Raw genomic sequence first — 23,939 nt, 5'->3', positions numbered from 1 at the left:
GCCCTTTTTTTAAAGAGCCCGAAATAAAAATTCTCCTGTGGACTGGATGTATCTATACATCACTCCACACGCCACTAATATCACCACACCAATCCCTAACATAACGAGATTACCATTTAGATCAGATAAAAGAAAACTCAAACCAAATGGAATCAGCAAGCTGATAAATCCTATAATCATCGCTACAAGGACCGAAGCACTTTGTTTAATTACAGAGACTTCATTGGTCCACTCCAGTTTAGGAAGCTTCAAGTTTACGATCACACCTACCATTGCGGTAAGACAAGCGTATAGGACGGGGATTATTAGCAATAACAAGCTCTCCATCCAACCAGTGCCCAGAGAAATCATAAGAAGCACACTACTAACAATCACAATCGGCACAGTAATGGTGAGATTCACTGCGATTTTACTTAATAATATAGTTTTTGTCGGAACGGGAGCGCTTTTTAAAATCCAAATATGGTTACCTTCAAGCGAAATCGAACTCGAGGTCGTACAGCTTAATGCAACAAAGAGGGAAACAAATAATGGCGCCAATCTGCTTAGATAGTTAGAAAGTTCTGGTATTTCCATAATTTTTCCTAATTGCTCTGAGCTAACAAACAGTAGGGTAATCGCCATGACAAGTAACATGACCATACCAATACTCGTATTTAGCACATATATAGAAGAACTGAAATAGCGGCGCAGCTCTTTTTTATACAATGTGTAAAGCGGTGAAGAGACTGCAAGTGACCTCATTTGATACTTATTCTTTGAGTAAGAAGTCGTAAGGCCTGTGTGTATTGCTTTATATTTGCTGCCAAGAATAAGGGTAAACAACATAAAAGAAAGTAACGAAATCCCTATAAATAATAATAAAGGAGCAACCTGATACGAGCAGACAGCATCTACATATATGACCGTCAAAGGATATAAGTTAAAGATTTGATCGGCAATTTGTGTGCTCATATCCGCAAGTAACTGCGGGTCATTCCCATTCATTTGGCCTGAACCCAAAATAATAACAATGATTACGGCAAAAGTCAGAATGAGACTTATTAAACGACTTCCTTTAAACCGTGAGGAAATCCAACTAATCAATGCCCCAATAATCGTTGCAGCAATGATCGGCACTAATGGGATAAATAGCAGCGTTATCATGAAAAATAAATAATATACTACTGCCGGATTTACCTTTATAGCATAAACTACACCTGCTGGCACCATCACCATCAATGAGAACAGTATATTCAGCACGTAGAGCTGAACTACACGGCTTGCTACGATATGGCTCGTTTTGATAGGCAGCGACATTACGAGATCGTAATCTTTGGAGCCAAATAATACCCCACTCGCCTTATAGATCGTTGTAAAAAATCCAATCAAGCATGTAACAGCCATCATAATCGCAAGCAGCAGCTCTGCACGGCCTATCTGTTCAAGGGTCTCTGCTATCATGAAGCTATATCCAAACGAAACCACTGCCATCATGACAATCCCTATTAAGATACCGATGCTCAGCAAAAGCATTTTTCGTCTTTCTTTCATATCTCGTGTATGCAAAGCTTTATTTAACCCAAAGGATGAGATTAGCTGAATTTTCGTCAATCTCCAGATATTAATCATGTTTTATCAACTCCAAAAACACATCTTCAAGGCTGCTGTCACCCTTCACCTCTTCTGTTTTCCCATGAGTGATCAATTCACCCGCTTTGATAATGGCGATCTTATTGCAGAGCTTCTCGGCCACGTCCAGTACATGCGTCGAAAAAAAGATCGCACTGCCCTGGCTGCAAATATCCGCCATAATTCTCTTGAGCGTGTGTGCCGCTTTTGGATCAAGTCCCACAAAGGGTTCATCCAGAACTAGCAGCTTCGGTTTATGAATAAGCGCAGAGATAATCGCGAGTTTCTGTTTCATACCATGAGAATACGCGGAGATCAAATCCCCCAGATTAGAGGTAATCTCAAATTCATCGCTATATTTCTTTATCAGTAACTCCCGATCCGCTTTCGATACGCTAAAAAGATCACCAATAAAATTCAAGTACTGAATGCCCGTCAGATGATCGTATAAATCCGGATTATCTGGAATATACGCAGTAATCGCTTTGCAGGCTAAGGGATCTTTTTTAATGGAGTACCCACCAATCTCGATATCTCCCTCCTCAAAATCTAAAACTCCGACCACTGCTCGGATAGTCGTTGTTTTCCCTGCACCGTTATGACCGATAAAGCCGTAGATGTCACCTTTTTCGACCACCAAATTCAGATCATTTACCGCCTTCTTGCCACCCTTATAGCTTTTGGTAAAATGTTTGATTGTCAACATCTTGCCACTCCCCTTCCAATCTCATAACACTCTCAATATGCCATATTTACTGTAGCTTCGTCGTGTTCAATATACGTTTCTTATAATACGTTTAGCCCGTCCAGATAGTTCATTCGTTTGCAAATATTTTATTTTGAGATTTTCACCTCTAACGGGTGGGATAAAATTACGATTAAGTGCAACACGGTCCGTAAGGGCAAACAAACTACTTTGGGGACGTTGAGATAATTAGTTAGGTGACGATGAGATAGCTGACTTTGGAACGCTAAACAAACTACTTTCTAAGCATTCTACTCCGGAACAGTAGCAATCTACCTTTGGTCGTGGCTGCCATTGCTACGTATCGGACCGAGGCGCCCTTATTTCGCAAAATCATGCCTTTTTCCACTCCGTTCGGACTCAGCTGCAGCTATTGTGCCATATCCGCTCCTTTTTCCTGCAATTTCAGCTAGATAAGTGCTATGCAGTCCGTTACTTTGGGAAAAGGCGCCAAAAACACAATTTAGGTGCAATACGGTCCGCAAGGCTAAACAAACTACTTTGGAACGGTAAACAAATTACTTTAGTGACGATGAGCTAACTACTTTGGAACGCTAAGCAAACGACTTTTTAAGCATTCTACTCCAGAACAGAAGCAATCTACCTTTGGTGGTGGCTGCCATTGCAACGTATCGGACCGAGGCGCCCTTATTTCGCAAATTCATGCCTTTTTCCACTCCGTTCGGACTCAGATGCAGCTATTTTGCCATATCCACTCCTTTTTGCTGCAAATTCAGCCGAATAAGTGCTATGCAGTCCGTTACTTTGGGAAAAGGCACCAAAAACACCATTTAGCTGCAATACGGTCCGCAAGGCTAAACAAACTACTTTGGAACGGTAAACAAATTACTTTAGTGACGATGAGCTAACTACTTTGGAACGCTGAGCAAACTACATTGGAACACTGAGCAAACTACTTTCGAACGCTAAGCAAATCTTTGGTGACTATGAGATTGCTAACTTTGGAACGCTAAACAAACTACTTTGTTGACGGTGAGTTAGCTACTTTGGAACGTAAACAAACTGACGATGAGCCAACTACATTGGAACGCTGAGCAAACTACTTTCTAAGCGTTCTACTCCGGATCAGAAGCAATCTACCTTTGGTGGTGGCTGCCATTGCTACGTATCGGACCGAGGCGTTCTTATTTCGTAAAATCACGCTCTTTTCCACCCATTTCGGACTCTGATGCAGCTATTGTGCCATATCCGCTCCTTTTTGCTGCAAAATCAGGCGAATAAGTGCTATGCAGTCCGTTACTTTGAAAAAAGGCACCAAAAACACCATTTAGCTGCAATACGGTCCGAAACGGTAAGCAAATTACTTTGCTGACGATGAGATAACTACTTTTGAACGCTAAGCAAACTACTTTGGGGACGATGAGCTAACTAACTTTGGAAACGTTAAAAAAACTGACGATGAGCCAACTACTTTGGAAACGCTAAACAAACTGACGATGAGCTAACTACATTGGAACACTGAGCTAACTCCATTCTACTCCGGATCAGAAGCAATCTACCTTTGGTAGTGGCAGCCATTGCTACGTATTGGACCGAGGCGCCCTTATTTCGCAAATTCACGCTCTTTTCCACCCATTTCGGACTCAGATGCAGCTATTGTGCCATATCCGCTCCTTTTTGCTGCAAAATCAGGCGAATAAGTGCTATGCAGTCCGTTACTTTGAAAAAAGGCACAAAAAACACCATTTAGCTGCAATACAGTCCGTAACGGTAAACAAATTACTTTGGAATGATAAGCAAATTACTTTGGTGACGATGAGATAGCTACTTTGGAACGCTAAGCAAACTACTTTGGGACGGTGAGCTAACTACATTGGAACACTGAGCAAACTACTTTGGTGACGGCGGGCTACACCCAAACCAAACCAAACAAAACTAACTCAACCAAAAAAAGCATTCACCCCCAATTTAGGGATTGAATGCTCTTTTTCTTAATGCAAAGTCTAAGCTGATGCGAACTGACTGTTATATAATCTGGCGTAATATCCACCGCTGGCTAGGAGTTGGTCATGCGTGCCACTTTCGACAATGTCTCCGTCCTTCATGAAAAGAATGAGATCCGATTCTCGAATCGTTGACAAACGGTGAGCAATTACAAAGCTGGTCCGACCTGCGATCATTTTTAGAAAAGCCTTCTGAATCCGTACCTCAGTCAGCGTATCAATACTGCTGGTTGCTTCATCCAAAATGAGCATAGGCGGATCTACGAGCATCACTCGTGCTATGGTAAGCAGCTGCTTTTGTCCTTGCGACAAATTATCTCCTGAGCCACTGATCTTTGTATCATATCCCTCAGGCAGGCGTTTAATGAAGCTATGAGCATTTGCAGCCTTAGCAGCAGCGATGACCTCTTCTTCGGTAGCCTCAGGTTTGCCGTAGGCAATATTTTCTCTAATCGTGCCGCCAAACAGCCAGGTGTCCTGCAACACCATCCCGAAATTACGCCGCAGACTGTCACGGGTAATCGTCTTGATATCCACACCGTCAATCTTGATGGAACCCTTATCCACATCATAAAAACGCATAAGCAGATTAACCAGTGTGGTTTTCCCCGCTCCCGTCTGCCCTACAATTGCAACCCGGGTACCTGGTTTCACTTCCAGACTGAAATCATTAATCAGAGGACGTTCAGGATTATAAGCAAAGGATACTTTTTCAAAGGTAATCGTCCCTTGGCTTGTATTCATAATTTTGGCGTCTGTTGCATCCGCTGGTTCAGGCGAGAGGTCTAGAATGGCGAAGATCCGCTGCGCTGATGCCGTTGCCGATTGAAGCTGCGTAATCACACCTGTAATTTCATTAAACGGCTTAGCGAACAAGTTGGAGAAGATCAAAAAGCTGGACAAATCCCCTACCGTCACAAGCCCGCGAATCACCATAACACTACCGATCATCGCGATAACAGAGAAGGTAATATTATTTACTAACCGTGTTGTCGGATTGGACAAGGAACCGTAAAATTGTGATTTCACACCAGTCTGGTACAAAGTCTCGTTTCGTTCTTCAAACTGGGTCAGTGCACGGTCTTCATAATGATAAGCTGTGACCACTTTTTGTCCGCCAATCATTTCCTCCACGTATCCGTTGAGACCGCCCAGAATTTTAGCCTGCTCCTTAAACATCTTCTGGGAGCGCATCGTAATGAATCTTGCCACAAAAAATGTAACGGGTGCTGACAGAAGAACAACTAGGGTCATTAAAGGACTAATGTACAACATGAGTACAATTGCCCCCACGATAGTGATGATCCCCGTGAGCAGTGTTGAGAAGCCTTGCAGCAGTCCATCAGAGACCGCATCCATGTCATTAACAAACCGGCTGATGCTGTCCCCTTGCGGGTGGTTATCGTGAAATTTTAACGGCAAAACATTTAATTTATCAAAAAGCTCCCGCCGTAAGTCATATACAGTCCGGTAGGCAATTCGATTAGTCAGGTAGGTAAGAAGCCATCCGAAAAAGCTGCCGACAATATACACCCCTGCCAGAATCAAAAGCAGTCTAAGTACGGCGTCAAAATCAACCTCTCCCGGCCCGATCATAAAATCGATGGCGCTACCGATGAGCAGCGGGCCAATTAGACTGGCAATCACACTAAGTATTGCGCAGATTACTGCACCTATAGCTATTTTTTTATAATGCCCTGTGTATACAATAAGTCTTTTCCAAATGTTGTTTTTGTTCATTGGCCCGACTCCTCACTTGATAGCTGGGACAGGCAGATTTCTTTATACTCCTCACAACCACGCATCAGCTCCTCATGGGTTCCGACACCGGCGATCCGCCCTTCCTCAAATACCATTATTTTATCCGCTTGTCTTACAGTGCTTACCCTCTGCGAGACAAGGAGTACGGTCATTTCCTGGCTGCTCTCTTTGAGAGCCTTTCGAAGTGCCGCATCTGTGGAGAAATCCAGCGCACTGGAGGAGTCATCCAAAATAAGAATCGATGGCTTTCCTACTACTGCACGAGCTATGGTTAAGCGCTGCTTTTGTCCACCGGATAAATTTAATCCCCCACGAGATACTTGCGTATTCAACCCTTCGGGTAATTTACGTATAAACTCCTCCGCTTGAGCAATAGAGGCTGCCTGCATGATTTCTTCCTCAGTTGCATCTTCCTTGCCCCAACGTATATTCTCAGCGATCGTTCCTGTAAACAGCACAGCTTTCTGCGGTACAATCCCGATCTTCTCACGAAGCTGATGCAGCTTATAATCTCGGACATTCACACCATCCACTTTTACTTCACCTTGCACCGCATCATAAAAACGAGGGATCAAATTCACAAAAGTAGACTTACCTGAACCCGTACTGCCAATCAGGCCCACGGTCTCTCCGCGATTAATTACTAGAGATATATCCTCTAATGCCGATTCACCTGTCGTATTATACCCAAAGGATACGTGATCGAATTGTATAGCAGGGGCAGCATGGTCAGGTTCAGCAATCACAGCATTTCCTTCCTCAGACACGGAGACCTTAACACCCAGCACTTCATTTACACGATTAGCTGAGGATGAGGCTTTGGTAAAAATAATGACCAAGTTGGAGACCACTATCAGCGCCAGCAAGATTTGAGTGATGTAATTGATGAAGGCAATGATCTCCCCTTGAGACAATCGGCCCCCATCGATATGAATTCCGCCTACCCACAAAATAGCAATGATCGCCGCATTTACTACAAGTGTAGTCATCGGCCCAAGCAAAGCAGAAATCCGCGAAACCCGGATCGCTGTAGTAGTCAAATCATCGGATGAAGCATCAAAACGTTCTTTTTCTGTACGTCTTTTGGCAAAAGCACGAATCACTCGAATCCCCGATAAATTCTCACTCAGTACGAGCGCAAGGGCATCCAGCTTCTGCTGGTATTTTCGGTACAAAGGAGCACTACGGGTGATAATAAAATATAAAATAATGCCAAAAATCGGTGTTGCCGCAATTAGAATCAGCGATAATCTAAAATCCAAAATCATGGACATTAGGATAGCCCCGATACAGATAAACGGTGCACGAATAACTAGACGAATTAGCATAGCCACAGCAATTTGCAGCTGGTTTACGTCATTGGTAATCCGATTAATCAGTGTAGGTGTACCTAAGGTATCCAGCTCAGCATATGACAAAGATGTGATATGTCTAAACATCTTATTGCGTAGTGTCGTACCGAATCCCTGTGAAGCCCGGGCTGCATAGTATTGGCATACCATGGAGCAGCCGAAGCCAAGCAGTGACATCAGCACCATTAGGCCACCCATGCGGTAAACATAGGCGCTGTCATGATTACCAACCCCGTTGTTGATGATCAATGCGACAATGGTAGGCAAAATCAGCTCCAGTATCGCTTCCATCAGTTTGAAGATCGGTCCAATGATCGCTTCTTTTTTGTACGGCTTTAAATATACTGCAATTTTGAACAAATTCATCCACACCCAACATAAGAAGTATTTAACCACTTGAAATATGTATAAGAACAGTTATGATTATGGCATATCTACTCACATATTAATAATATTGGATTCGTATCGCTCCCATACGATTAGCATATCTCAAGTTCGGAGGATTTTTATATGGATATTAGACAACTTAAATATTTTATGGCGATAGCTGAGGAAGGACAGATTACATCTGCAGCCAAAAAACTGCAAATGGCCCAGCCTCCGCTGAGCCAGCAGCTAAAGCTCCTAGAGGAAGAACTCGGTGTAAAACTAGTGGAACGAGGTCCACGCAGCGTGCAGCTCACTGAAGCTGGAGCCATATTGCGGGACCGTGCCCAACAAATCCTGGAGCTGGCAGATTCCACTGCCCGTGAGCTCACTGATTTTGTCAAAGGTTTAAAAGGAACCCTAGCCATTGGTACAGTTTCCTCCTCTGGAGCTACGTTGCTTCAAGATCGGCTATGTGAGTTCCACAAAACGTATAAAGGTGTGAAGTTTGAGATTCATGAAGGAAATACCTTTAGAATCATTGACCTCTTGAATAAAGGTATTGTCGAAGTCGGGATTGTTAGGACACCCTTTAATGGTACAAATTTAGAATGTCTTTACACACAAGCTGAACCTATGATTGCCGTAATGACACCTGAGTATGACTGGAAAACGGATGAAAACTTTATTGAGATCGGTGAGTTAAAGGATAAGCCGCTTATTATCTACCGCCGTTTTGAGCAGCTTATCCGGGAAACATGTCTTGAGAACGGCTTTGATCCGCTGATTTTCTGTATGAATGATGATGCTAGAACAACACTGCTCTGGGCAAACGCTGGTCTTGGCATCGGAATCATCCCCAAATCCGCTTTCGAATTAACGAGTAACCGTAATTTGATCTATAAAGAAATCAGTAGTGAATCACTACGCACGCGGGTCGCCGCCGTGTGGATTAAGGATAAATACTTGTCATCATTGGCTTCCAAGTTTATTGAAAGCTTCAAGAATGGATAAATACCAGCTCTATTTATTCACTTGCTGTTGATCTAGCCTATCCTCTTCTTCTTTAATACGGCTAATATCAATTCGTTCAAACAATAATTGTAAATCAGTAACCTGTTGGTAAGGGGGCACCAAGCAAGGCTGCCAATTCGGTAGTTCTAACGACAGGAACCCCCTGATCTTGTCACAAGAGAACGGTAGAAACGGATGCAACAAATTCGCTAAGTTCGCAATAATCTGCACACATGTGTATATTGCAGAATCACAAGTAACCTGATCCTCTTTTATCTGTATCCATGGTTTTTGCAGATCGAAATACTGGTTTGCCTTGCGCACATAAGAAAAAATAAACTCCAGCGCATCTTTTAGATTCCCAGCCTCAATAAGTCGTCCTGATTCCAGATACAAGAGGTCGATATTGTCCTTCCACCCCTTATCTAATTGCCCATTTGGCACTTTCCCTTCATAAAACTTTTCTACAAAAGCCAATGAACGGTTCACTAAGTTACCAAATGCTCCAAGCAGCTCTCCATTATGGCTATAAATAAACTCTCTCCAGGAAAAATCCGTGTCCCGCTTCTCAGGTCCATTGGCAATTAAGAAATAACGAATAGAATCTGGCTGATACCGATCTAAAATATCAGGTACCCAGACCGCCCAATTTCGGCTAGTGGAGAATTTCTGCCCTTCAAGGGTTAAATATTCGCTAGATATAATCCTGTCCGGTAAATGCAGACCTCCTGCTCCTAATAATACAGCCGGCCATATTAAAGTGTGAAAAGGAATATTGTCTTTACCATGCACATAATAAGCGGCAATCGCCCCTTTTTCCTCTAACCAAAAATCCTCCCAGCTTCCTCCGGACTGTGCAGCCCACTGCTTACTGGCTGATAAATAACCACTTACCGCCTCAATCCAAACATAAATTTTTTTATCTTCAAATCCAGCCACAGGAACATCTACACCCCAAGACAAGTCTCTTGTTACCGCGCGGTCCTGCAGCTCTTCTTGTAAATAGCGTTTAGTCAGTTTTATAGTGTTTTCTCTCCAAAATTGTGCTTCCTCTACATATTCCGTTAATTCAGACTGAAAATTAGATAAGCTAAGATAATAATGTTCTGTCGGCCTTTCTGTTGGTGTATTCCCACATAATTTGCAGACTCTGTCTAACAAATCGGCAGGATCTAGAATCGTAGAACAATAATCACATTGATCCCCTCGCGCCCGCTCACCACATACCGGACAAGTCCCTTCCACATATCTGTCTGGCAAAAAGCGCTGATCCACCTCGCAGTAACATTGCGCAATGGTTTTTTTATATAAATGACCATTCTCTAGCAGCTTTGTAAACAACGCTTGCACAACCTTATGATGCTGCTGTTGATCCGTTCGAGTATATAGATCATAACTAAATCCCAGCTGTTCAAAACACTTCAGAAACTCTTCATGATATCTGCTTGCAAAAGCTCCCGGCGTAATCCCTTCATTCGCAGCCTGAACTGCTACGGGTGTGCCATGGCAATCACTGCCTGATACATATAATACGTTATCCCCTTTGGAGCGAAAATATCGTGCCAGCACATCCCCAGGCAACACACTTGATAATCTCCCCAGATGTAAAGATCCATTCGCATACGGCCAAGCGCCACCTATAAACACATTACTCATTAACCTTCTCCTCCTTTTTTTAGACAACAAAAAAACTCCCATCCACAAAGGACGAGAGTTCTACTCACGTGTTACCACCTAATTTTATAAATGCCTCATGACATTTACCTCTTCAGGTACGACGTTAATTAACGTTTATACCCTAGCACTGTAACGGATGCAGGTTCCGGCGCAGCCTACAACCCATAAGGTTTCGATGCGCAGCTCTGAGACCATATTCCCAAGGGTTTTCTTTACTCCTTTTCAGCGACCGGAGCTCTCTGTTGAAAGAATTGCCGTGGTACTCTTTCTCTTCTTTGCTTTTACATATTCAAGTTAGAGAAAATATTACTCAATTTGTTGTTTATTGTCAATGTGAAACATCAAGCTCTCTGTAACTTTTCCAGTTAATCTCCGTCTTTTATATAAATACGTTACAAGGAGGTCCCTCAGTGAAAAAAGTAAATTTGCTTACACTCTCTGTTCTTTTACTAGCAGGAGTATGGGGTTGTTCCGATCATAAAGTTAATTCTGTTCCCAAAAGTGAACCCTATACTTCCAAAGAAGCCATCAGTAGAGGGGATATTGTTTCTTTTGAAAAAGTGTACAACCTCGATAAATTCGAGAAATTTATAACTAATCTCTCCAGCAAAAAAGCAGACAATATACGCGTTACAAGTTACACAGATGAAGGCGATCCCATATTTAAGGATTTAAAATTTGACGGTAACGTGATTAATTACAGCTATGATACTTCTAATGATGCATTCGGTGGAAGCAACACAGGAGTCAGAACCGATACCTGCTCCGAAGTGACGAGTAAAAAAAGCACACAAGGTGAAATTATCTATTCGATCAGCGGTTGCACAAATAATGACTCTGAAATTGATTACTACCTTTTTCGCACAACAAAATGAAATACTGAAATAAAAAAGACCACCCAATCATAATACAATTGGATGGTCTCTGTACTTCATATTATTTCATGATTTTGCAAATATCATTGGTGAATTGAACAGGATCACTAACCTGTAGACCTTCGATCAACAGGGCTTGGTTGTACAGCAGGTTCGTGTATAAACCGAGCTTTTCTTTGTCGTTCTCTGCTGCCGCCTTCAAGGACTGGAACACTTCGTGATGGATGTTGATTTCGAGTACCTTATCCGCTTGCACCTCTTGGCCATTCGGCATCGATTTCAGGATTTTTTCCATCTCGATTGTCAGTTCACCTTCAGCAGAGAGACATACCGGATGAGTCTTTAAACGTTTGGAAGCTTTGACATTTTTCACTTTGCCGGACAGGATGTCCTTCATCGCTTCAAAAAGCTCCTTGTTTTCGTTCTCTTCCGCTTCCGTTGGCTTGTCCGCTTCGTCGGCTTCGATCCCCAGATCTCCGCTGGATACGGATTTAAATTCTTTTTCCTTATAAGACTGAATCATCTTGATCGCAAATTCATCAATATCATCAGTGAAGTAGAGAATTTCATACCCTTTATCCGATACAAGCTCGGTTTGCGGGAGCTTCTCGATTCTGTCGATCGACTCTCCGGAAGCATAGTAGATATATTTCTGATCTTCTGGCATTCTTGAGACGTATTCGTCCAGCGTAACCAGCTTCTTCTCCTTAGAGGAGTAGAACATCAACAAATCTTGAAGGGTGTCTTTGTGCATCCCATAATCGTTATAGACACCAAACTTAAGCTGTCTGCCAAAAGCATTATAGAACTGCTCATATTTCTCTCTTTCATCCTTCAGCAGGCTTTGCAGTTGGCTTTTCACTTTATTCTTAATGTTCTTAGCGATCAGAGTCAGCTGACGGTCATGCTGGAGCATCTCTCTGGAAATGTTCAAGGAAAGATCCTCTGAGTCCACCATACCTTTTACAAAGCTGAAGTAATCAGGCAGCAGATCCGCACATTTGTTCATGATCAGCACACCGTTGGAATAGAGCTCAAGACCTTTTTCATATTCCTTTGTGTAATAGTCAAACGGCGTATTTTCTGGAATGAACAGGATTGCATTGTACACTACAGCACCATCAGCACTGATATGAATATGTTTAAGCGGCTTATCGAAGCCGTAACGTTTCTCTGCATAGAAGTTATCATAGTCTTCTGTAGTCAGCTCGCTTTTGTTCTTGCGCCAGATAGGCACCATGCTGTTTACGGTTTGTTCTTGAATAACTTCTTCGAACTCGTTCTCCGTGCCTTCTTTTGGCTTTTGCTCCTTCACGTCCATTTTAATTGGGAAACGGATGAAGTCGGAGTATTTTTTAATGATGGATTTCAGGCGGTACTCTTCCAGATATTCATCATATTGATCTTCTTCCGTATTCTCTTTAATCTTCAAAATCACATCAGTGCCGACAGAATCCTTCTCGACAGTCTCGATGGTATAGCCGTCAGCGCCCTTAGACTCCCATTTAAAGGCCTCGTCACTGCCTAATGCCTTACTGATCACTATAACGTCATCAGCCACCATAAACGCAGCGTAGAAGCCCACCCCAAACTGTCCGATGATGTTGTGGCCATCTTTAGCTTCGTTCTCTTTCTTAAAAGCAAGAGATCCACTCTTCGCGATTGTACCTAAGTTATTCTCCAGCTCCTCTTGTGTCATCCCGATACCTGTATCGGAAATCGTCAAGGTTCTGTTCGCCTTATCGGCGGTCACTTTAATATAATAATCCTCTTTATTGAAGACCAGGCCTTCATCAGCTAATGCTTTGTAATAGATCTTATCAATCGCATCACTTGCATTGGAAATCAGCTCACGCAGGAATATTTCCCGTTGTGTATAAATGGAGTTAATCATCATTTCCAGCAATCTTTTCGATTCGGCTTTAAACTCTTTTTTGGCCATGAATAAATAAATCTCCTTTCAAAATATCCTTCTTATCCAGCACATCGTGATTAGCACTCTTCTTAGATGAGTGCTAATTCTTCTTTTTATATAACATAAACTCATTTTCAATGTCAATATTTACAGCGACTTTCATTAAATAAAGCTGTATTTTGCATACAAATTTAGGATTTGATCGATAAATAACATTCAACTTGCACATAGGATGATTCTATGTTTTAAATAAATTAGATACATAAATTACAAATAAAGGTCTAGCATCTTCTCTGGAGGGATTCAAATGCATGAACAAGCACAGTCCATTGTAAATTCTTCAGCAACAAGTCCCATTAAGAATTTGATTGGCAGTGTATTTATCCCCGTACACGATATTGAAAAAGCCCGTAACTGGTATTGCCAAGTCCTAGGACTCCAAGAAGCAGATCATTCGATTATAAACGGTCATTTATGTCCGTTAACTATGCAAGGAAGCACTGGGATCATTCTGGACACCATGCCCATGTGGGGAGGTTTAGAGCCTGAAGGGGCTCCTCCAATTACAACACCTGCTCTTATGCTTATAACCGATGATCTGCAAGCCTCTTTCAACTATATAAAGGAGCTCGGTGTAAATATAGTAACCGAAATTCAAGATCAAAAATGGTTTGTAGTAAAAGACCCTGATGGAAATAAACTAATGATTTGCAAACAGCATTTGGATTAGAAATTGCAGTGGTTGTGATTTCCACTTCTTAGGGTGCATCAGAAGCTGCAGATCAAAATGAATTTCGGGATGAACAAAGGACAGCTCAGCCAAGCTTCCCCGTTCAATTTCTTCCTCTGCCACGATTTTGGGTAACAAAGCAATTCCAAGACCATTCATTACACAACGTTTAATGGCCTCCAGATTCGAAAGCTCAAAACCTATGCGGAATATGATCCCGTGCTCTTTTAACAAATTCTCGAACAAACTCCGGTAAATACAGCTTTCCTCCGAGACTATTAGCTCACAGTTATTCAGATCCTGTAGGGTTACCGTATCCATCTGGGCAAGCGGATGATGAATGGGAGCTATCAAAACAAGCGGCTCATCTCTGACGATCGTACGCTCAAGGATGGAATCCGCAGTGGTGCGATCCAACATTAAGCCTAGATCTACTTCGCCATCTTTTATTTTGGCAAGAAGATTAGCTTCCTGCATCGTTTGCAGATGAATATCCAGCTTCGGAAATTTAGTCCTTAGCTGCTGCAGGTAAGGAGGTAAATAAAAGGCCGCTAAAGAATCTATCGTCCCAATAGTTAACGTACCTCCGATTTGCTGGGCGATGGTTTCTTTTGAACGATCATATAAATCCAAAATCTCCACGAACAGCTTCAATAACTCTTCTCCTGGCGGGGTAAGCCGCAGCTGACGGCCATGCCTCTCTATTAAAGGTACTCCATATTCCTTCTCTATCTTCTGTATCTGCATCGTCACACTTGATTGTGCATATCCCAATTCTTCAGCAGCTCGCGTAAAGCTCTGACGTTTAGCCACCTCGCGGAAGGTTCGTAAATAGGTTAAATCCATTACCTCACCCTAACATCAATATTTTTGATGATCCATATCATTTATTATAGCTAACGACGATGCTACTTTCCATGGTAAAGTGTATGTAGAGGAATTAAAATATTTTGGAGGCCGATAATTTATGCTTACAGAACAACAGATTTATGGAGTTTATGTCCCCGTGGTCACCCCGTTCAATGCTGCTGGTGAAGTTGATTTGGATTCGTATCAGCGTTATGTAAAGAACATTATTAACAACAGCATACAAGGTCTGGTCGTTAATGGAACCACCGGAGAATCGCCCACTGTAACCGTAAATGAAATGCAGCTTCTAGTAAACACTTCCCGTGAGCTTCTACAATCCACATCAATCCCCTTAGTAGTTGGTACAGGTACCAATGATACAGCCTCTACGGTTGCACGCACGGAAATTGCTGCAAACCTTGGTGCTGATTGTGCACTAGTAGTCGTACCTTATTATAGTCGTCCTTCACAAGAGGGTATCATTGCCCATTTCCGCAGAGCAGCAGAAGTAGGCATACCAATCATGGCTTATGATATTCCAAGTCGTACAGGTACGGCCATGACGGTAGATACTGCACGTACAATCCTAGAAATGAATAATGTTGTCGGTTTAAAAGACTGCTCAGGCAGTACAAAAATGGTTACAGAGTTAGTCCGTACAGGTGCTAAACCTGTGCTTGGCGGCGATGATTCCCTCTTTTATGAAATGCTTAGCTGCGGAGCAGCTGGGGGTATGCTTGCTACTGCCAACGTTTTCCCGGCAGAATGCCTTCGTATCTTTGAAGCCTTTACATCTGGTCAAGTGGACTTCGCTAAAGAAAGCTTTGAACAACTACTGCCGATCATCCGCCTATTATTCAAGGAATCGAATCCCGCTCCAATTAAATGGATGCTTAGCCAAAACGGCCTACTGTCCTCGGATACGCTTCGCCTCCCTATGACTTCCATCAGCGCAGGACTTCAGCAAGAACTGAGCCCCTATGTTCAGGAGAATACAATTGAAGCAACCGCATAAATGAAATAACAACAGCCGTTGTACAGTGAGGAACTGTTTAGCGGCTGTTTTTTGTTGTAAATTATCAGGACATAAAACATAAAAAACCATCAGATTTACTCTGACGGTTTTTTTATTTTGCTATAGAAACGATACGCATTCAAACTAACTTATCTGCTGCTCGTTTTTTGTCTTCCTTTTGTGAACCACTCGGACTTTGGCTTCAATGGAGGGTTAGACTTAGGTTTTGCTTTAGCTGGTTTAGATGCCGCTGATTTTGTTGCTGCCGGTTTTGTTGCCGCAGGTTTAGCAGTTGCTGGTTTGGAATTCGACGGTCTGGAAGACGATGGTCTCGAAGCTGCTGCTTTCGAACCTGACGGTTTCGCAGAACGATCTGTCTTCATTTGCGTTTTACGAGACATCGGATAAGGATGGTCCTTAACTTCCGGAATCGATTTTCCAATCAATTTTTCAATATCTTTAAGGAAAGGAAGCTCTTCAGCTTCGCAAAAAGAAATTGCCGTTCCGCTCAATCCCGCTCTGCCTGTACGACCGATCCGGTGCACATAGGTTTCCGGAATGTTCGGTAAATTGAAGTTGATTACGTGAGACAGCTCATCAATATCAATTCCCCGGGCAGCTATATCCGTAGCTACGAGAACACGAGTCGCACCGCTTTTAAAATTCCGCAAAGCGTTTTGGCGATCATTTTGTGATTTATTGCCGTGTATGGCTTGAGCAGCAATGTTCACTTTAGCCAGATCGCGGGTAACACGGTCTGCACCACGTTTAGTACGAGTAAACACCAAAGCTGAGACGATGGATTTATCCTGTAACAGCAGGTTCAATTGGTTTTGCTTATTTCCGTTCTCTAATAAATAGATCGATTGATTGATTCTATCCGCAGTAGATGACACGGGTGTGATTTCTACCTTCACTGGATTCACAAGCAATGTTTTGATCAATTTAGAAATCTCAGTTGGCATCGTTGCCGAGAAAAACAGAGTCTGCTTCTTCGTAGGCATTTTGGCGATGATTCGTTTCACATCATGAATAAAGCCCATATCCAGCATCCGGTCAGCTTCATCCAGAACTAAAATTTGTACATATTGCAGATCTACACGTTTCTGATTGATCAGGTCGATAAGTCTACCAGGGGTAGCAATAAGAATATCGGCACCTTGATTCAGTGCGCGCTCTTGCACTTTCTGTGACACACCGCCAACAATGGCAGCTGAGCGGATATCTGTATATTGGCTATACGCTTTTATGTTATCAGCAATTTGAATCGCTAGTTCTCTTGTCGGTGTTAAAATCAACGAGCGAATGCGTCGCACATTATTGGATTTGTTTGGGCTCGATTGTTCGCTTAGCAATTGAATAATAGGCACGGAAAATGCAGCTGTTTTTCCTGTTCCCGTTTGCGCGCATCCAAGTAAATCTCTACCCGCTAATACAGCTGGAATCGACTGCTCCTGTATTGGTGTAGGTGATGTATAGTTTTCTTTGCTTAAAGCCTTCAAAATTGCAGGCACAATATTCAGTTCATTAAATGTCATTGGGTCTCCTTAATTTCTAATACATATATTCTTAACAATAAATCCTTTTGTCACGTCATAAACCATAATCATAACACAATAAGTTACATAATAATAGATTTTCTTTATCATCACACCAATTTTCATTAAAAATCCATTTCAGGATACTATCCGTTCTGCTCTTACAGAAATATTTTTACTAACCGTAAAATACTCCTTCTCAATTTATCCTGCGGCGTATCTTTTGTTGAGCCTGTTGATCCTGCTGAGCCTGCTGAGCCTGTTGAGCCTGTTGAGCCTGCTGAGTCTGCTGAGACTGCTGAGACTGCTGAGTCTGCTGAGCCATCGGACTCAGACGCCCTTATTTTGAAAATTCGTGGATTTTGGACATGCTATCGGACTCAGATGCAGTTATTCACACCTTCGAAGCCCAATTCAGTACAAATATAAGGCAATAAGAGCTATGCAGTCCGAAACCTTGGCAAAATAGATCAAAATGCTGAAATAGCTGCAATACAGTCCGATAAGTACAAGCCGTCGGGTAAACCACGCAATCCTTACAGCACGCCGATCAACCACACAATCCTTACAGCACGCCGATCAGACACGCAAAAAAAGCGAAGGATTTCTCCCCCGCTTCTTATCTTTGCTATAACTATGATGACTATTCTACGATTTCAGCAGTATCGCCGTTGTTGGCACCTGCAGCGTTAGCTTCGTCAGTGTCAATATGCATATCCAGTTTAAAGCTGTCTGATACGCGTGCAATTACGTTCTCCAATACGAGACCACGGTCGCCTCCGAGGCGAACTTTAAGCAATTGCTTATCAGCAATGCCCCAAGCTTCAGCTTCAGAAGTATGGAAGTGAATGTGACGAGCGGCGATGATAACGCCTTGTTCCAATTCTACTTCGCCAGCAGGTCCTTTAAGCGTAATGCCAGGTGTTCCATCAATATTTCCAGATTCGCGAACTGGAGCTTTCACGCCAAGTGCGAAGGAGTCAGTACGGGAAATTTCTAATTGGGAAGCCGGACGAGCAGGTCCCAAAATTCTTACTTTGTCAAATTTACCTTTGCTGCCGATAACTGCTACTTGCTCATTTGCTGCAAACTGTCCTGGTTGAGAGAGGGGTTTGAACTCCGTTAGTTGATATCCTGGGCCAAACAAAGCCTCCACATGCTCTTGCGTAAGGTGAATATGTCTAGCCGACACACCTACGGGTACAGTCTTACTCATAGTAAAGTCACTCCTTGTATTTTCTCTAGTATCTGTACAAGCCATTAACCATTATACATCTTCTTAACCAAAAATAAAAAGCCCCACGTCATAACGAGGGCCTTTTTTTCGACAATTCATACTTTTAGAACAGGATTGTCATGATTTAGACACCTGAGAAGGTAAGTTTGTGCGCAAGTAGGAGACCGCATTCTCATATAACCAACCTTTTACGGAAGCTTCTGGATAGTAACGAAGCAGGTGCTCCGCGAGCTCAGGGTATTTTCCCGGATGTTCCATGTTCTCTACCCAAGTGTCAATGCCGTCAAAATCCGAACCAAACATCATATGTTTCTCGCCACCTAGACTACATACATGATCAATATGCTTTAATAAATCATCCATACGAGCTTTTCCATCATCACACACAAACCACGGATAAAAGGTCAGGCCCATTCTTCCGTCCATTGCAATCAAAGCTTTAATTTGTTCATCATTTAAATTTCTAACATGCCCACAGATTGCTGCGGCGTTCGAATGGGAAGCTATAAACGGACGTGTGCTTAAGTCGGCTAGCTCCCAAAAACCTGCCTGAGACAAATGCGACACATCAAGCAGCATTCCACTGTCGTTGCACCATTCGATCAGCATTCGCCCTTTTTCCGTAAATCCGCCGTTGCGCTGCTCCAGAACACCGTCCGCTGCCCAATTGGCATAATTCCAAGTGATTCCCAAAAACCGCACGCCAAGCTCAAAGCAGAGCTGTGCATAAAACAAGTTCCCTTCTAGACCGTCTACACCCTCCAGAGAGAGCATTCCCCATGGGGATGCTCCAGCTGTTCGTTTTCCTACCTCCTCCTTCCAACGCAGCCACTGAAGGCTCTCTGTGCCTATTATTTTTTGCCGGAACAAATCAATTTGTCCTAAAACATTCTCAAAGCTAGGTCTTCCTCTACTTGCCGAAAGGTATATTGCAAAAATCTGCAATTCCACACCGCCCGCTACCAGCCGCTCTCCGGTAACATCCAGCCGAGGATCATTCTTAAAATCCATATCCGGTGATGCTTGCATTTTACTCAGCACATCACAATGAAAATCCGCAACCTGTAGCTTATCGGTTCTCATCCCAAGCCCTCGCTTTCATGCAGCCCTATTCCAGATTCTATGCTTAAAAACGCCAGACTATATACGAAAAGCAAAAAACCTGTTTACATAAGTAAACAGGTTCATCCGTTCTATGCTTCTATTATCTGGGTTCTACAATCAATTTAATCGCGGTTCGATCCTCTCCATCAATCACAATGTCTGTAAATGCCGGAATGCAGATCAAATCTACTCCGCTTGGTGCAACAAATCCCCGGGCAATGGCAACTGCTTTGACTGCTTGATTCAGTGCTCCAGCTCCAATAGCTTGTAATTCGGCCGATCCACGTTCACGAAGAACACCTGCTAAAGCGCCGGCGACGGAATTTGGATTGGATTTAGCTGATACTTTTAATACATCCATAGTAAGTACCTCCCCTGGGAAAATAATGGTGTTCTTCCACTACTTTAGATGTTATTCGCGAGAGAAGAAATAATTCCTTCTTTTTGCGGACTACTCTGGAGAAAATGGTACAATAGATACTCTTTTTCGATATAATAAATATCACACTTTACCCTTATTCGGCGAAATTACCCGGAAAATCACTTATCTTATCCTACTACTAGCTCATTACCCATTCATCTTCACGTAGCCGTATTTTCTCCAGACGGGTAGCCGCGCCAGTACTCTCGTCTAACTCTGCAAATAAACCGTGAAGCTGCCACTTGCCTTCATCAACAACAAATCGTGCTGGAAGCTGTGTAGTGAACTTATAAAGTACTGCATCTCTTTCCATACCCAGAATCCCTTCGCTTGAACCAACCATGCCCGCATCGGTCAAGTAAGCTGTTCCACCCGGCAAAATCACATCATCATTCGTCTGAACGTGAGTATGGGTCCCTACTACAATTGATGCGCGACCATCCATGAAATAGCCCATGGCGATTTTCTCAGAGGTAACCTCTGCATGGAAATCAACGAGAATGCATTTATGATCTCTACGTAGCTCTTCCACAATTTCTTCACCCACACGGAAAGGACAATCAATCGCAGGCAAAAATGTACGGCCTTGCAGGTTAACTATAGCTAGCTCTTTGCCGTTACCTTTAACAACTGTATATCCTCTTCCCGGTGTTCCTGGAGGAAAATTAGCAGGACGGATAATCCGGGCCTCATCGTCGATAAACTCGAAGATGTCCTTGTTGTCCCATGTGTGATTACCCATGGTGATTCCGTGAACGCCCCAGTTAAAAAATTCATTTGCGATCGCTTTAGTAATACCTCTACCGGCAGCAGAATTCTCACCGTTAACTATGATTATATGTGGTTGATATTTGCTTTTTAATGAGGGCAACATCTCCCGAAGTGCCTTCCTACCTACACTACCTACGATATCTCCAATGAATAGTACTTTAATGTTTCTCTCCTCCTAATCTTAACCTCTGCATCTAGCGGATAAGTCTTCATATTTAAAAGAAAAAAGGCCCCGCTTAGGGGCCAATTTTCATCAAATATAAGAAAGTATAAGTTATATCTTATCCTTTAACCTTATATTCCTAGCAGAAACATATACCAGGAAACGATCATAAATATCGTTATTTCCGAAGCGTATGTTATCTACTTATTGCCTATTTAGCGTATTCAACAGCCCGTGTCTCACGAATAACGGTAACCTTGATATGTCCTGGATAATCCAGTTCACTTTCAATCATCTTCGTAATATCGCGAGCAAGACGGAATGCCTCTGCATCGTCAATCTTCTCTGGCTGTACCATCACGCGCACCTCACGGCCCGCTTGAATAGCAAATGATTTCTCAACGCCTTCGAATGACTCTGAGATTTCTTCCAGTTTCTCTAGACGTTTAATATACGTTTCCAGTGTTTCACGGCGAGCACCAGGTCTAGCAGCCGACAATGCGTCAGCGGCACCAACCAACATAGCAATAACCGAGGTAGCTTCGCAGTCTCCATGATGAGATGCGATACTGTTGATAACAACCGGATGTTCTTTATATTTCTTCGCTAGTTCAACGCCGATCTCAACATGCGAACCTTCCACTTCATGATCCAGCGCTTTGCCGATATCATGGAGTAATCCTGCACGTTTTGCAAGCACGATGTCTTCCCCAAGCTCACCGGCCATCAGTCCTGTTAAATAAGCAACCTCCATGGAGTGCTTCAATACATTTTGACCATAGCTTGTACGGAATTTCAGACGCCCCAGAATCTTGATCAAATCTGGATGCAAACCGTGAACGCCCACTTCGAAAGTAGCTTGCTCACCATATTCCCGAATCCGTTCGTCCACTTCTTTGCGGGATTTCTCCACCATCTCTTCAATACGAGCGGGGTGAATACGTCCATCAGCCACCAATTTCTCAAGTGCCGTACGGGCCACTTCACGGCGGATTGGATCAAATCCTGACAAAATAACTGCTTCCGGCGTATCATCAATAATGAGGTCGATACCTGTAAGAGTTTCCAAAGCACGAATATTACGGCCTTCACGACCGATAATCCGACCTTTCATCTCTTCATTCGGCAACGTAACAACTGAAACCGTTGTTTCCGCTACGTGATCAGCTGCACAGCGTTGGATAGCGAGTGTGATGATTTCACGGGATTTCTTATCCGCTTCTTCTTTCGCCTGCTGTTCAATTTCTTTGATCATTTGTGCCGTTTCATGGCGAACTTCTTGCTCAACATTGCTAAGAATGATACTTCTTGCATCTTCGATGCTTAAATTGGAGATACGTTCCAATTCAGTGACTTGGTTTTTGTAAATAACATCAATTTGCTGTTGGGTTTCATCAATTCGTTTCTCTTTGTTAGCTACTTGTTCTTCTTTTCTTTCAAGCGATTCCATTTTTTTATCCAGAGATTCTTCCTTTTGCAGCAAACGTCTCTCTTGCCGTTGGATTTCATTCCGACGTTCACGAGTTTCTTTCTCAGCTTCAGTACGGATTCTATGGACTTCGTCCTTAGCTTCCAATACTGTTTCTTTCTTCAGCGCCTCAGCGTCCTTCTTCGCATTCTCAACGATGACAACGGCTTCTCTTTCTGCGCTTTGGATTTTAGCTTCTGCAAGGGATTTACGAATAAAATAACCGAACCCAAAGAATATTGCAGCTACAACGAGAACGATAATGACCCAGATCCATGATTCCAGCATCTGTTCACCTCCTCGTTGGTTCCTCTCCAAGGTATATCCCTGGGAATTGTGCAGTTGTTTAACTATCCGTTCATCACCATACAAAAAACCGGTAAACAACCGATTGCCATACTGCACATGCTGCACATGCACACTGCCCGCCTTATCCGGCGATTACATTTCATATGAGTTGTACGTGAACCGTTTAAAACAGTCTCCTTTTTGGGAAGGAAAAAGGATTCTAATTTTATGCCGATTCATGTTATATTTTATTATTTATAAAAAGACATTGTCAAGAGAGTCGATATACGCATTAATGTCAAGAGAATCAGTGATTCTAGTAAAACTCCTCATCTTCACCTTCATAATTGTCTTCCGCAAGTAAAGTATTGATCACTTGGCGAACCATATCGCCCGAAAATCCACGGCGCATAAGGAAGGCTCCAGTCTTTCTTCGCTTATCTGAAGCTTCTCCACGGATGAGATTCCATTTCTTGCGCCCAGTTTCGAGTGCGCTCTCCAGCTCTTGTTCAGGAGTAATATTCTCCAAAGCTTCCGATATAAGGGTTTTGTCTATCCCTTTCTCACGTAGCTCTTGTCGAATCCACATCTTCCCTTTCCGCTGGTTCGCTATTCGTTGCTCTGCCCATTGCTTAGCATATAAAGGGTCATCAAGAAGTCTTTCCTCCTGCAGCCGCTGCACCACTTCCGCAATAATAGTCTCTCCTATTTCCTTCTGGCGTAAACGGCGAGTCATTTCCATAGCGGTGCGTGGTTTACGTTCTAGATAACGGAGGCCTTCTACATAAGCTCGTTGACGCTCATCAGCTACAACAATTTCCACCAAATCAGCCTTCATAAAAGAATTACCAGTAATCATTCGATATTTAATCATGACGTCCTCGTGCACAGTCATGTTATATGCTCCGAAATGTATGATATAACGGTGGTCAGATTTCTTTTGACGTTCTACTTTAGTGATCTCTAAGAGTTCTCCTTCAGGAAAATCAGATAACACCTGCTCATCTTGTTCTTCTGCTTCAAAATCCAGTTGTATTACCATAGTTGTTTGTCACCTCGTAGCAATAGATCGGTT

General features: G+C 42.9%; 18 protein-coding genes and 1 other annotated feature. Of the genes, 4 read left to right on the top strand and 14 right to left on the bottom strand.

The window, feature by feature from the left end; all coding sequences use genetic code 11:
* Positions 1-9: 9 nt before the first annotated feature.
* The 4 genes from MHH63_RS09495 to MHH63_RS09480 form a co-directional block, all read right to left on the bottom strand.
* Positions 10-1,611, bottom strand: a complete 1,602-nt coding sequence (locus tag MHH63_RS09495) for a hypothetical protein (RefSeq protein ID WP_341171432.1) — start codon at positions 1,609-1,611, stop codon at positions 10-12.
* Positions 1,604-2,317, bottom strand: a complete 714-nt coding sequence (locus tag MHH63_RS09490; RefSeq protein ID WP_076217841.1) for an ABC transporter ATP-binding protein — start codon at positions 2,315-2,317, stop codon at positions 1,604-1,606. The genes MHH63_RS09495 and MHH63_RS09490 overlap by 8 nt, the downstream gene beginning before the upstream one ends.
* A 2,003-nt stretch (positions 2,318-4,320) precedes the next feature.
* Positions 4,321-6,060, bottom strand: coding sequence for an ABC transporter ATP-binding protein (locus tag MHH63_RS09485; protein ID WP_076218623.1), 1,740 nt, complete (start codon positions 6,058-6,060; stop codon positions 4,321-4,323).
* Positions 6,057-7,793: an ABC transporter ATP-binding protein gene (locus MHH63_RS09480; protein WP_076127896.1), complete on the bottom strand. Its 1,737-nt coding sequence runs from the start codon at positions 7,791-7,793 to the stop codon at positions 6,057-6,059. The genes MHH63_RS09485 and MHH63_RS09480 overlap by 4 nt, the downstream gene beginning before the upstream one ends.
* A 150-nt stretch (positions 7,794-7,943) precedes the next feature.
* Between MHH63_RS09480 and MHH63_RS09475 the strand changes: the two genes are divergently transcribed.
* A complete protein-coding gene (locus MHH63_RS09475; RefSeq protein WP_076272312.1) occupies positions 7,944-8,813 on the top strand; it encodes a LysR family transcriptional regulator in 870 nt (289 codons plus the stop codon).
* Positions 8,814-8,822: 9 nt separating this feature from the next.
* Here the strand turns inward: MHH63_RS09475 and metG are convergent, their stop codons facing one another.
* The gene (metG, locus tag MHH63_RS09470) at positions 8,823-10,469 is read right to left on the bottom strand and encodes a methionine--tRNA ligase (protein ID WP_341171431.1); all 1,647 of its coding nucleotides are present in this window, start codon (positions 10,467-10,469) and stop codon (positions 8,823-8,825) included.
* Between the two features lie 44 nt (positions 10,470-10,513).
* Positions 10,514-10,775, bottom strand: a binding site (T-box leader).
* Between the two features lie 125 nt (positions 10,776-10,900).
* Between metG and MHH63_RS09465 the strand changes: the two genes are divergently transcribed.
* The gene (locus MHH63_RS09465) at positions 10,901-11,365 is read left to right on the top strand and encodes a DUF4362 domain-containing protein (RefSeq protein ID WP_076182589.1); all 465 of its coding nucleotides are present in this window, start codon (positions 10,901-10,903) and stop codon (positions 11,363-11,365) included.
* Positions 11,366-11,426: 61 nt separating this feature from the next.
* Here MHH63_RS09465 and htpG read toward each other — a convergent pair whose 3' ends face one another.
* A complete protein-coding gene (htpG, locus tag MHH63_RS09460) occupies positions 11,427-13,307 on the bottom strand; it encodes a molecular chaperone HtpG (protein WP_076127889.1) in 1,881 nt (626 codons plus the stop codon).
* 280 nt (positions 13,308-13,587) lie between these two features.
* Here htpG and MHH63_RS09455 point away from each other — a divergent pair, with 280 nt between their 5' ends.
* On the top strand, positions 13,588-14,010 hold the full coding sequence (locus tag MHH63_RS09455) for a VOC family protein (protein ID WP_076179899.1): 423 nt from the start codon (positions 13,588-13,590) through the stop codon (positions 14,008-14,010).
* On the opposite strand, the gene MHH63_RS09450 is transcribed toward MHH63_RS09455, so the two are convergent.
* Positions 13,981-14,856 (bottom strand): LysR family transcriptional regulator, encoded by an 876-nt coding sequence (locus MHH63_RS09450; RefSeq protein ID WP_076127886.1) that lies wholly within the window; start codon positions 14,854-14,856, stop codon positions 13,981-13,983. The two genes, MHH63_RS09455 and MHH63_RS09450, sit on opposite strands and share 30 nt — an antisense overlap.
* 121 nt (positions 14,857-14,977) lie before the next feature.
* Between MHH63_RS09450 and dapA the strand changes: the two genes are divergently transcribed.
* Positions 14,978-15,874, top strand: a complete 897-nt coding sequence (gene dapA, locus MHH63_RS09445) for a 4-hydroxy-tetrahydrodipicolinate synthase (protein WP_341171430.1) — start codon at positions 14,978-14,980, stop codon at positions 15,872-15,874.
* 149 nt (positions 15,875-16,023) lie between these two features.
* Here the strand turns inward: dapA and MHH63_RS09440 are convergent, their stop codons facing one another.
* The 7 genes from MHH63_RS09440 to MHH63_RS09410 form a co-directional block, all read right to left on the bottom strand.
* Positions 16,024-17,412, bottom strand: coding sequence for a DEAD/DEAH box helicase (locus MHH63_RS09440; protein WP_081383205.1), 1,389 nt, complete (start codon positions 17,410-17,412; stop codon positions 16,024-16,026).
* 643 nt (positions 17,413-18,055) lie between these two features.
* Entirely contained in the window at positions 18,056-18,628 is a 573-nt protein-coding gene (gene pduL / locus MHH63_RS09435; RefSeq protein WP_036688383.1) for a phosphate propanoyltransferase, read from the bottom strand.
* A 138-nt stretch (positions 18,629-18,766) separates the two neighbouring features.
* Complete coding sequence (locus MHH63_RS09430; protein ID WP_341171429.1) at positions 18,767-19,732, bottom strand: dipeptidase; 966 nt, start codon at positions 19,730-19,732, stop codon at positions 18,767-18,769.
* 121 nt (positions 19,733-19,853) lie between these two features.
* On the bottom strand, positions 19,854-20,114 hold the full coding sequence (locus MHH63_RS09425; RefSeq protein ID WP_019910496.1) for a stage V sporulation protein S: 261 nt from the start codon (positions 20,112-20,114) through the stop codon (positions 19,854-19,856).
* 199 nt (positions 20,115-20,313) lie between these two features.
* Entirely contained in the window at positions 20,314-21,108 is a 795-nt protein-coding gene (locus tag MHH63_RS09420; protein WP_076276224.1) for a TIGR00282 family metallophosphoesterase, read from the bottom strand.
* A 211-nt stretch (positions 21,109-21,319) separates the two neighbouring features.
* Complete coding sequence (rny, locus tag MHH63_RS09415; protein WP_370510565.1) at positions 21,320-22,864, bottom strand: ribonuclease Y; 1,545 nt, start codon at positions 22,862-22,864, stop codon at positions 21,320-21,322.
* A 316-nt stretch (positions 22,865-23,180) separates the two neighbouring features.
* Positions 23,181-23,906 (bottom strand): regulatory protein RecX, encoded by a 726-nt coding sequence (locus MHH63_RS09410; protein ID WP_076127881.1) that lies wholly within the window; start codon positions 23,904-23,906, stop codon positions 23,181-23,183.
* Between the last annotated feature and the right edge of the window lie 33 nt (positions 23,907-23,939).

Source organism: Paenibacillus sp. FSL H3-0310, from assembly GCF_038002785.1.
Classification (GTDB): Bacteria; Bacillota; Bacilli; order Paenibacillales; family Paenibacillaceae; genus Paenibacillus_AQ; species Paenibacillus_AQ odorifer.
This window is presented reverse-complemented; position numbering and strand designations above follow the sequence as displayed.